Here is an 11,217-nt window from a genome sequence, read left to right on the forward strand (position 1 = left end):
AAATCAACAAATTAATTACCAAGTTGTAGTTGATTTCTAACCAATTCAAAATAATTTCCTCTTTGTTCAACCAATGCTGAATGACTTCCCATTTCAACTATTTTGCCTTTTTCAAGAACAACTATTTGGTCAGCATTCATAACCGTACTCAATCTATGGGCAATAACAACAACAGTTTTATTTTTAAAGAAGACATCCAATTTCTGCATAATCTCTTTTTCATTATTGGCATCAAGCGCAGAAGTTGCTTCATCAAAAAATAACATTTCAGGATTTTTATAAACTGCTCTTGCTATCAGTAAACGCTGTTTTTGTCCAGTACTCATTCCAACACCTTCCATTCCAATTTTGGTATTATAACTTAACGGATAATCTTGAATAAAATTTTTAATATTAGCCACAACGGCAGCATAAACCAAACGTTCTTTATTGACAATATCAACCCCAATCGCAATATTATTGGCAATGGTATCATTAAAAATATAACCTTCTTGCATCACAGTTCCCACGTGCAAGCGCCACGTTTTTTGAGCTGTCATTGCGAGGGACGAAGCAATCTCATTATTTTTAAGGATTATCTCACCACTATTTGGCTCATAAAATTTAAGCAACAACTTCATCAAAGTTGTTTTACCGCTTCCGCTAGTACCAACAATAGCAGTAACTTTATTAGCAGGTATTGTTAAGTTTAAATTTTCTAAAACATTCACATCAGAACCAATATATCTAAAACTCAAATCTTTTATCACAATATCACTATCACTAGGAATTTCGTGCGTTTGTGTTTCCTCTTGTTCAGTTTCATCTTCTTTCTCGTGTATTTCCGACAATCTGGCTAATGATATTTTGGCATCCTGAGCTTCACGAATAAAATTAATAAGTTGTAAAATGGGTCCATTCAAACTGCCCACAATACTACTAATTGCCATCATCATTCCTAAAGTAATTTGTCCATCGATAACCAGTTTCGCTGACAGAAAAAGGATTATAATATTCTTTATCTCATTAATAAAATTTGAACCTATATTTTGAGTTTGTTCTAAAACTAGACCTTTCATTGAGACTTTAAACAATCGTGCCTGCACATATTCCCAACCCCAACGTTTTTGTTTTTCAGCATTGTGCAATTTTATTTCTTGCATTCCATTGATGAGTTCAATAACCTTACTTTGTTCTTGACTTACTTCTGCAAAACGCTTATAATCCAGTTTCTCTCTACGTTTTAAAAATAAAGTTACCCATAAAAAATATAAAAAACTGCCAATAAAGAATACAGCAAATATTTTTAAGTTATAATAAGCCAAAACGCCACCCATTATAAACATATTGATTAGAGAAAATAAAACGCTCAATGAAGAAGTAGTAAGTATCTTTTCAATTCTATGATGATCATTGATACGTTGCATAATATCACCTGTCATTCTCACATCAAAAAACGAAATGGGTAAATTCATCAATTTGATAAAAAAATCAGAAATTAATGAGATATTTATCCGAGTAGAAAGATGCAATAATATCCAACTTCTTATTAATTCCAATGCGGTTTTACCAACAAAAAGAAATAGCTGTGCAAATAGAATTAGATATACAAAATGAATGTTTTGATTTTGTATCCCAACATCTACAATACTTTGAGTTAGAAAAGGGAAGATTAACTGTAGCAGACTACCTGCTATTAATCCAACAATTAATTGAGTCAAAAATGATTTATAAGGTAAGATATATTTGAATAATAAAGAAAAACCAAAAGATTTTTTATCCTCTTTGTCAAATTCTGACTGATAAAATTTTGGAGAGGGTTCAAACAACAACGCAATGCCTTCTTCAGTGGTTTCATTGGCATTATTGCCTATCCAGTATTTAATAAATTCTTCTTTAGTATAATCTATCAATCCATGACCAGGATCCGAAACAAAATATTTTTCTTTTTTTATATCGTAAAGCACTATATAATGCTCTTTATTCCAATGCAAAATACAAGGTAAAGGAACTTCTTCTAGTTTTTCTAATGATGTTCTTATGCCAAGAGTTCTAAAGCCGATTTTTTCAGCCGCATCAGAAAGATTCAATAAATTACTGCCCTCTCTTGTAGTTTCAGATAAAATTCTTAATTCTTTTATATTTAACAATTTACCATAACTTTTTGCTATAATTTTTAAGCAAGTTGGTCCACAATCTTTGTAATCAGCTTGTATATAATTGGGAAAATTTTTCAAAAGTTTATTTTTTGTTATTTAGCTGTAGTTTATTGAAAATCTTCGTCTTCGAGTAAATCATTTATAAAATAGATTAACTCCTTTCTATCGTATTGTTTAGGGAATACATACTGATTAATAATAATTTCTGGAGTAAATAGTATGTTATTTTCTTGGTTCCAGTTATATTGTTCATCAAGTATTTCATTTATTTTCAATTCGTTCAATTGCGATGTACCAGTAGAATTTAGTTTATCTTCGTCTTTATTTTTAAACCAATCGTGTAATGCTTTTATAAAAGCATATTGCCCTTTGTCATAATATATACGAACTAATTCTTGATGTACTCTTTTCGATTTGTCATCGTTTTGTTCACTATTAAAATTGAAACGAATATCAAAACATACTTTGTTTTGATATTTTTCTAATATTTCTTCAATAATGGCATGAACATCGACACAATGTCTACAGAAAGGGCTTGAAACAATAATTATTTTCAAACTTGCATCAACGTTTCCTAAAATAATATTTCCAAAATATATTACTTTATAATCTGTTTTAGTAGAAGTTAATAATGTATTTTTGAAAATCTCATAATTTCTCATAAAACGAATCCCTTTTATCTGAAATTCTTTTAAATCTTTTTGTTGTCTTAGTAAATTTTTTAATGAAGACCAGATTACCGTTACTAACAAAAAAATGAATCCATAAATAATTAATGATTTATTCGAAATAGTAAAGATGTAATTTTGAAAGACAACACCGTAACCTAACTCAATCATTATTATCACTATAATAACCAAACAAATAGGACACCATTTTTTTTCTACAAAATTTTGATAATACAACGAAAGTAAAAGAACAGGAATTGCTCCACAAAGCAATATTTTTTGAATCGAAAAATAAGTATTTGCACCGCCAGCGAATAAGAATATTAATAGTCCCAAAAATTGAGAACTGAAAAACACAATACTCAAATCACTAAAATTAATAAATTCAAAAACCTTCCATTTATTGGAGCCAACTACAGTGTTACAATTTGTAGATACTGAGATTTTGCAAAAATTATTGAGTAACTCGCTTTTTGTCCCGAACAAGTCCTTTAATGCTGTAACTGAAAACAAAAGACCAATCGTTGGAAATACAAAAAAAAATTTTGTTTGTGTGTTTTCCTGAAATTGCAAGAGTGTTAGCAAAAACAACCCCAAACACAACAATGGTAAAACCCAATAGAATTTATCTTTATTTGTATGTATAACGTTTTCTATTTCTGGTTTTTCTACCAGCAACACTACGTTACCCCATCGGGATTCTAATTCTGATTTAGATATTTCAATAGCTTTCTTGTCAATTGTATAAAAATAAGCATTATCTTTTTTTTCAATAAAACAGAACTCTTGATTACTTTTTTCGTTGTCTAGAAGAGCAACAAAACAGTCAGGTAATAAATCTATTTCTGAAGTTTCGACTTGAATCACTCCGTTTTCAATATTATAAAAACTTAAAGTATCTGAAATCGCTAATATACTTGGGTAGTCTGGATGCGAATGCATCTGAAATTCAAATTCAGATTTATCAATGATTATTTTTTTCTTTCCCAAATATTGAAAAATAAAATTAAAATTCTCAATCATTTGCATTAATAATTATTTTTATTTTCATTAACATTTGTCAACTGAGCTTTGATTTCACTAAGTAAAGGATGTTTTACTAATTGTTCGTCCCAATAGTTTGAATTATAGAAACTTCGATCCTTATCAATATACGATTTATATACCAGAGGCTTCTCGTCGTTATAAACAAAGTCATCAATAAAAAGTTCAGTGACAGTTTCGACATTATTAAATTTACCTTCAAATTTTGTTTTCACCATTATTTTTTTGCTACTAAATAAATAAGAGGGATGTCTTGTATTACCTTCCCCAGTCCATTTTTCAATATTTTTAAATTTACCTGAAATTTTCCAAATCAAGAGTTTAATTTCCTCCTCTTTTTCAAAGCTTTCACTAACATTAATTTCAGCTGGTAAATCATTTTTATCATATATGGCATATCCTGTCTTTTCCCCTTCATGTAAAACCACATACAAACTATCTTTTTCTTTAACAGATTTATAATAGTGAGGTGCGCTCTTTAAAATATCGCTCTTTGGTAAATAACAATCCAAAAAACGGTCATGTATGGAGATACTAACTATTCGCGATTTTGGTTTAATGCTATCTATCATAAATGTTCTATAAGCAGAAACATAATTCTTTATATTGTACTCGACATTCTCGTCCCTTTTTGAATAAGGGATTCTATAATCTATTAACCCATCACCATATTTAACTAATTTGTTGTTTACTAATTTCCAACTTCTGCAATAACCCTTTAAAATAAAATACTTTTTAGAATGTGGATTGGTAACAAGTACAGACTCCAACTCATACGATTTTATCTTTTTTAAATAGATGATTGATGGAATTTCATCAATTTTATATTCAACGGGTAAATAATTTGAATCATAAAAAACTACATTTTTTACACCTTCATCTTTTAACAAAGCTAAGTTATAATCAAAGCCCCCATTTGAATTTGATTCAGAAATAAAGCTCCCCGTCTCTGAAAGAATTTGTATACCCATCAGAGGTTTTTTATCTAAATCCCCTACAATTTTAACTGTAACATTTTGTCCACTCAAAAGTAAAGGAAACAATAATACAATCGACTTAATGAAATTTATCATTTTAAAAATCATTCTTTTAGAAAAGCGGCAGTCTCAAAAGACTACCGCTTTTAGTTAATATTCCATTCAATAAGACGTCTTATTTTATGACTTTTAAAATTATTAGTGCGATACTAATCCATTTCTGCAATCATCATAATCAAGACCCTCATGAGTTATGATCCCTTGAATTACAACTCTAACAGAATGTACAGCACAATACAATCTACTGTATCCACCACCAACAGTTTTCATTTCTTTTCTTGATAAAACATTCTCAACGTTTTTTAAACTAATTTTTTTCATCTTTCTGTTTTTAGATGATTAATAAATATTTTGTTACTCAATTAAAAACTTTCAAAACAATCCTCTTTTCAATCAACCACGTGCACTTGATTTTTTGCAAAAGCAAGAATGTAAGATAATTTTCATCAAAAATAGCACACAAACAAAATAATTCTAATGCATTTTTATGCGAATTAAACGCATAAAAATTTCGTGCAAAAAAGTCCCGTTTTTTATAGAAATATGGACATCTACCAATATTGAAAATATCACTAAAAGTGGGTATTGTTATTAAAATTTTATTTTGTTTTATTTGTAAGAAAAAAAAACAAAATGTCCGAAAATAAATTATTAGAGGTGCGTTTAAGTAAAGGATTTTCGCAAGAAGAACTAGCAGAATTAATTGGCATGGATCAATCTAGCTACAGCCGAAGGGAAAAAGGGCTCAAGAAAATTTCGGATACGGAATGGACAAAAATAGCCAAAGAATTAGGGGTAAAAAAGGAAGATCTTTATGAAACAAGCAATCAAAGCACAAAAGTGAACAACTCCGCTAACGTTTATTCCTTTAACTTACCAAATTTTATTATAGAATACATTGAGTCATTAAAAAATGAAAATACTGCTCTTAGAGAAAAACTCAAAAAAATCGAATCAAAAAAAATCGAATCAAAAAAATTTTGACAAAAAGTACTCCTTTAAAACTAATTTTTGCATTAAGAAAAAAAGCCAACAAAAAACAGAAATTTCATTTTCATTTTATATACTTTTGGTAACCAAACATTACCAATGATTAAAATCTACTTTTTTGTTTCCATACTGTTTTTTGTACTTCAATCTGGTTTCTCACAAACCGAAAAATTAATCAGCGGGAAAGTTTTACACGAACAATTTCCAGTGGAAAAAGTTGAGATTGCTAATTTTAGTTCCAAAAAAGTCACCATTACAAACGCAGCTGGGGAATTTTCTATTTTGGTAAAAGCGGGCGACGAACTCATTTTTATTTCAAAAAATCATGACATCAAAAAAATAGTATTAGATCAAAAGACCATTGATAAAAACAACCTGATAATTTCGTTAATCCTTAAACCAGAACAATTAAAAGAAGTATTAATTACAAAAATGCCGTCAATAAAATTAAACACTGACAAAGCGTACGAGCAAGGAAAGTTGGATAAATTAGCTTTAGAAAAAGCAGCAAGAAGTTTAAAAACGGGGGTGTACAATGGCAGTATTGAAAACGGAGTGGATTTCTTCCGGGTGGCCGGTATGATTTTAGATTTATTCCGAAAAGAAAAAGAAGAAGTCAAAAAAAGTTCCCCAAAAATTGAATTTACAGCATTGGCTAAAAGCACTTGTGATCAGAAGTTTTATATCGAAACTTTAAAATTAAAACCAGAAGAAATACCTCTTTTCCTCCAGTTTTGTGATGCTGACCCAAAATCGAAAACACTAATAGAAAACAGTAATGTTTTATCGATGATGGATTTTTTATCTACCAAGAATATTGAATTTAAGAAGTTATGAGACTTTAAAAATTAGTTTTTAATCATAAAATGAAAACTGAGACTGAAAACCGCCAACTATCTATTCAACCACCAAATACTTCCATTTAAAACCGCGGCAAAACTTACCCAAGCCAAATACGGAATGAATAAATAGCCCGCAATTTTATTGATTTTGGCAAATTGAATGTACGTTTCAAATATCATCAACCACAATACTATAATTTCTAAACCGGCTAACATTGGGTTGTGCAATCCAAAAAACAAATACGACCACAGCGCATTTAGTGCGAGCTGTATTGCAAAGAAAACCAATGCTTTTTTTACGGCTTCTTTTTCAACTTCTATTCGGCCCCAAACTAATCCTGCAGCAACGCCCATCATTACATACAACATGCTCCAAACGGGTGCAAAAATCCAATTGGGTGGATTAAAACTTGGTTTGACCAAAGTAGGATACCAAGTGGTAATTGCAGAACGAGTCACCTCCCCAGAAAAATAACCAATAGCAAGACAGGTAACAACAACAGCTAATATTCGGGTAATCTTGTTCATTTTTATATTTTTAAAAATTTCTAAACAATATATCTTTTTTAACCATATAAGCGATTTAAGAAAATATAAGTTTAATAAATCCTTTATTAAACAAACCCTTAAATGGACTGATATAACTTATATGGTAATTTTTTTATCGTCCAAATTTACTTAAATCTTTCTAACGATTAACCGCACAAACAAATAAACAAATAAACCAAAAAAAGTATCTTTGCGTAAATTTTTAAGTTCATGATTTCAGCAAACGATTTTATTCCATCAAAATATACACATTCAGTTGAAAAAGGAAATTTCCAATGGAGCGCGCCCAGTAATATTGCACTCGTGAAATATTGGGGAAAAAAGGACAACCAAATCCCTGCGAATCCTTCGGTTAGTTTCACATTGAATAATTGTAAAACCAATACCAAATTGGCTTTCGCCAAAAAACAAAATAATGGTGCATTCTCATTTGATTTGCTTTTTGAAGGAAAACCAAAAGAAGATTTCAAACCAAAAATTCAAAAATTTCTGGAACGAATCGAAGTGTATTTGCCTTTTTTGAAAGACTACCATTTTACCATTGACACTCAAAATACATTTCCGCACAGTTCAGGAATTGCCTCATCAGCATCAGGAATGGCAGCTTTGGCGATGAATTTAATGAGTTTGGAAAAAACATTAAACCCAGAAATGACTGAAGAATACTTTTTTCAAAAAGCATCATTTTTAGCCCGTTTAGGTTCCGGAAGTGCTTGTAGAAGTGTAAAAGGAAGTGTTGTAGTTTGGGGAAATCATGCGAATATCTCCGGAAGTTCAGATTTATTTGGTGTCGAATTTCCAAATGCTATTCATGCTAATTTCAAGAATTTTCAAGATACCATTTTGTTGGTTGACAAAGGCGAAAAACAAGTTTCCAGCACTATTGGACACGATTTGATGCACAACCATCCTTTTGCCGAAAGGCGATTTGCGCAAGCGCATGAAAATTTAGACCAACTGATAACTATTTTTGAAAACGGGAATCTAGAAGAATTCATCAAAATTGTGGAGAGCGAAGCCTTGACTTTACATGCAATGATGATGGCCTCAATGCCTTATTTTATATTGATGAAACCAAATACGTTGGAAATCATTAATGCGATTTGGAAATTTAGAAATGAGTCTAAAATTCCTGTTTGTTTCACGCTGGATGCGGGGGCAAATGTTCACGTTTTATATCCTGAAAATGTAGCGGTTACCGTTTTACAATTTATTAAGGACGAATTAGTTGGCTATTGTCAAAATGGTCAGTACATTTGTGACGAAATTGGAAAAGGAGCTGTGTTGAGTTAATTTGTTTTTTTCCTACCTTTAAGTTTTAAAGAGCTGAAATTATGGACATTCAATCAGAGAAATTAGAATTGATAAAATTGTTGTTAGAAACTGACGACACGGCCCTAATTGAAGCTGTAAAAAACATTTTCAAGTCACAAAAAAAAGATGTCTGGAAAGAATTATCTCCTGAACAACAAGAAGAAATTAATCTTGAAATTCAAGAGGCAAATCGTGGAGACAAAGTTGATTTATAAAAAATTCATTTGTTACAATATATAATTATCAACCCCAAATTGTTAATTTACAATCTAATATGAAAGGACCTTTATTCTACTCAAAAATATTACTCTTTGGAGAATACGGAATTATTCGTGACTCAAAAGGGTTGTCTATTCCTTATAATTTTTATAATGGCGCACTTAAAAGAGATGAAAATCCATCTGAAGAAGCCATAAAATCAAATGGAAATTTGAGACGTTTTGTTACCTATCTGGAAACGTTACAAAATGAGCAACCCAACTTAGTTACTTTTGATTTAGCTACTTTAAAAAATGATGTTGAAACAGGAATGTACTTTGATTCCAGCATTCCACAAGGTTATGGCGTAGGAAGCAGTGGCGCACTTGTAGCAGCTATTTATGATAAATATGCACAAAATAAAATCACGGTTCTGGAGAATTTGACTCGTGAAAAATTACTGCAATTAAAAAATATATTTTCTCAAATGGAGAGTTTTTTCCACGGAAAAAGTTCTGGTTTGGATCCTTTAAACAGCTATTTGAGTATTCCAATTCTTATCAATTCTAAAGATAATATTCAAGCAACCGGAATTCCTAATCAAAGTTTTGACGGAAAAGGCGCTGTATTCTTGTTAGACTCAGGTATTGTAGGCGAAACGGCTCCTATGGTGAATATTTTCATGGAAAACCTGAAAGACAAAGGTTTCCGTGCCATGCTTAAAAATCAATTCGTAAAACATACCGATGCTTGTGTAGAAAACTTCCTTGGTGGTGATATGAAATCATTGTTTATGAATACCAAAAAATTATCAAAAGTAGTTTTGAATAACTTTAAACCTATGATTCCGGAACAATTTCACGGAATCTGGCAACAAGGAATTGACAGCAATGACTACTACTTAAAATTATGTGGTTCTGGCGGTGGCGGATACATCTTGGGCTTTACTGAAGATTTAGAAAAAGCCAGAGTTTCCTTGAAAGATTATAAACTAGAGGTAGTTTATCAGTTTTAAAAACCTTAAACCTTAAACTTTAAACCTTAAACTCCCATAATGTTAAGCAGGCAGCACAAACTTCTTATAATGAAAATTGCAAGTTTGTTCTCTGTAGTTAGAGGGTATAACATTCCAATCATTATTTTGGCGCAATACCTTTCGGCGATATTTATTCTGGCACCCGAAAAAAGAGCATTGGATATCCTACTGGATTTCAATTTATTTATACTTGTTTTTGCTTCTTCAATTACGATAGCTTCAGGTTATATCATCAATAATTTTTATGACAGTCGAAAAGATTTAATCAATCGCCCCAATAAGTCGATGCTGGACCGATTGGTGAGTCAAAAAACAAAGTTGACTGTGTATTTCTCGCTCAATTTCATTGTGGCTTTAATGGCTATGTTCGTCTCTTGGCGTGTGTTTTTATTCTTTTCAGGGTATATATTTTCCATTTGGTTTTATTCCCATAAAATAAAAAAATATCCAATAATAGGAAACTTGACAGCGGCTTTACTGGCTGTTTTACCTTTTTTTGCGATACTGTTGTATTTCTACAATAAGATTCCATTTGAAGAAATCGAAAATTACAAAAGACAGCTCGGAGTAATCTTTGCGCACGCATCCTTTCTGTTTTTATTGCTGTTGATTCGAGAAATGATCAAAGATTTGGAGAACCTAAAAGGCGATTTAGTTAATGATTACAAAACGATTCCGATTGTTTATGGTGAAGAAATTTCAAAAAAAACCATTACAGCATTGACAATTCTAACTGTATTGCCAGTTTACGTTTTAATCGAAATTTACGATGTCGGTTATATGGATATCTATTTTTATTCCTGTCTAATAATTTTAATTTTCTTCTTACTTTACTTGTGGAGATCAACTACCAAAGCGCAATTCCTTTTACTCCATAATGTGTTGAAATTCCTTATTGTGGCTGGTGTATTTTGCATTGTGCTTATCAATCCAAGTGTTTTATGGCACGGAAAAAGATTGTTGATGATGGTTTAGATTATTACTTCGTCGGAATTATAAAAAGAGCAAAACAATTTCCTCAAAAATCCCCAAATTTCTCCATTAGCTTAGCCCCGATTATTTCACTTGACTTTTATTTTAATAGGAGTTCAATGAATTTCATTTGCAACGGCATCCTTTTTCTTTTTTCTTTAAAAAATAATATGACTATCCGTAATGCGGACTAAAATCATTTCGAATACAATTTTCGTCGTTTGTACATTTATAAAGCATAAATATTAGCCCACAGATTGTACAGATTATACCGATTTGCACGGATTTTTTTACTCGGTGAATCAAACTGTTTGTCTTGTCCTAAAATAGGTTTACACATTTAAACGACAATTAAATGAGAACAAGTAAAGTTATTTTAGGATTTAAAAGGCCGATAGAAATTTCTAATATGGAACGTCGGCAGATAGT

The 11,217-nt window shown here is 30.9% G+C and carries 11 protein-coding genes; 6 read left to right on the forward strand and 5 right to left on the reverse strand.

Annotated elements, in window-relative coordinates:
- Positions 1–11: 11 nt before the first annotated feature.
- From ACNO7W_RS08475 to ACNO7W_RS08490, 4 genes are all read right to left on the reverse strand, one after another.
- Positions 12–2,216: a peptidase domain-containing ABC transporter gene (locus ACNO7W_RS08475; protein ID WP_417937784.1), complete on the reverse strand. Its 2,205-nt coding sequence runs from the start codon at positions 2,214–2,216 to the stop codon at positions 12–14.
- A 29-nt stretch (positions 2,217–2,245) separates the two neighbouring features.
- Positions 2,246–3,835: a thioredoxin domain-containing protein gene (locus ACNO7W_RS08480; RefSeq protein WP_417937785.1), complete on the reverse strand. Its 1,590-nt coding sequence runs from the start codon at positions 3,833–3,835 to the stop codon at positions 2,246–2,248.
- Positions 3,835–4,923, reverse strand: a complete 1,089-nt coding sequence (locus ACNO7W_RS08485) for a hypothetical protein (protein WP_417937786.1) — start codon at positions 4,921–4,923, stop codon at positions 3,835–3,837. Before ACNO7W_RS08485 ends, ACNO7W_RS08480 begins: the two co-directional genes overlap by 1 nt.
- Positions 4,924–5,025: 102 nt before the next feature.
- Positions 5,026–5,208, reverse strand: coding sequence for a hypothetical protein (locus tag ACNO7W_RS08490; protein WP_417937787.1), 183 nt, complete (start codon positions 5,206–5,208; stop codon positions 5,026–5,028).
- A 312-nt stretch (positions 5,209–5,520) separates the two neighbouring features.
- Here ACNO7W_RS08490 and ACNO7W_RS08495 point away from each other — a divergent pair, with 312 nt between their 5' ends.
- Both ACNO7W_RS08495 and ACNO7W_RS08500 read left to right on the forward strand, forming a co-directional pair.
- Positions 5,521–5,871, forward strand: a complete 351-nt coding sequence (locus ACNO7W_RS08495) for a helix-turn-helix transcriptional regulator (RefSeq protein WP_417937788.1) — start codon at positions 5,521–5,523, stop codon at positions 5,869–5,871.
- Between the two features lie 105 nt (positions 5,872–5,976).
- Positions 5,977–6,714, forward strand: a complete 738-nt coding sequence (locus ACNO7W_RS08500; RefSeq protein WP_417937789.1) for a hypothetical protein — start codon at positions 5,977–5,979, stop codon at positions 6,712–6,714.
- 56 nt (positions 6,715–6,770) lie between these two features.
- Here ACNO7W_RS08500 and ACNO7W_RS08505 read toward each other — a convergent pair whose 3' ends face one another.
- Positions 6,771–7,247 carry a TspO/MBR family protein gene (locus ACNO7W_RS08505; protein ID WP_417937790.1) on the reverse strand — a complete coding sequence of 159 codons (477 nt, stop codon included), beginning with the start codon at positions 7,245–7,247 and terminating at the stop codon, positions 6,771–6,773.
- A gap of 231 nt (positions 7,248–7,478) precedes the next feature.
- Here ACNO7W_RS08505 and ACNO7W_RS08510 point away from each other — a divergent pair, with 231 nt between their 5' ends.
- The 4 genes from ACNO7W_RS08510 to ACNO7W_RS08525 are packed head-to-tail and all read left to right on the forward strand — an operon-like array spanning position 7,479 to position 10,791.
- Positions 7,479–8,561 (forward strand): diphosphomevalonate/mevalonate 3,5-bisphosphate decarboxylase family protein, encoded by a 1,083-nt coding sequence (locus ACNO7W_RS08510; protein WP_417937791.1) that lies wholly within the window; start codon positions 7,479–7,481, stop codon positions 8,559–8,561.
- A 41-nt stretch (positions 8,562–8,602) separates the two neighbouring features.
- Entirely contained in the window at positions 8,603–8,797 is a 195-nt protein-coding gene (locus tag ACNO7W_RS08515; protein WP_143386911.1) for a hypothetical protein, read from the forward strand.
- 59 nt (positions 8,798–8,856) lie between these two features.
- Entirely contained in the window at positions 8,857–9,795 is a 939-nt protein-coding gene (locus ACNO7W_RS08520; protein WP_143386912.1) for a mevalonate kinase, read from the forward strand.
- Between the two features lie 39 nt (positions 9,796–9,834).
- Positions 9,835–10,791, forward strand: coding sequence for a geranylgeranylglycerol-phosphate geranylgeranyltransferase (locus tag ACNO7W_RS08525; protein ID WP_417937792.1), 957 nt, complete (start codon positions 9,835–9,837; stop codon positions 10,789–10,791).
- The last annotated feature ends 426 nt before the right edge of the window (positions 10,792–11,217 follow it).

This window comes from Flavobacterium sp. ZB4R12 (genome assembly GCF_048276375.1).
Lineage (GTDB): Bacteria > Bacteroidota > Bacteroidia > Flavobacteriales > Flavobacteriaceae > Flavobacterium > Flavobacterium gawalongense.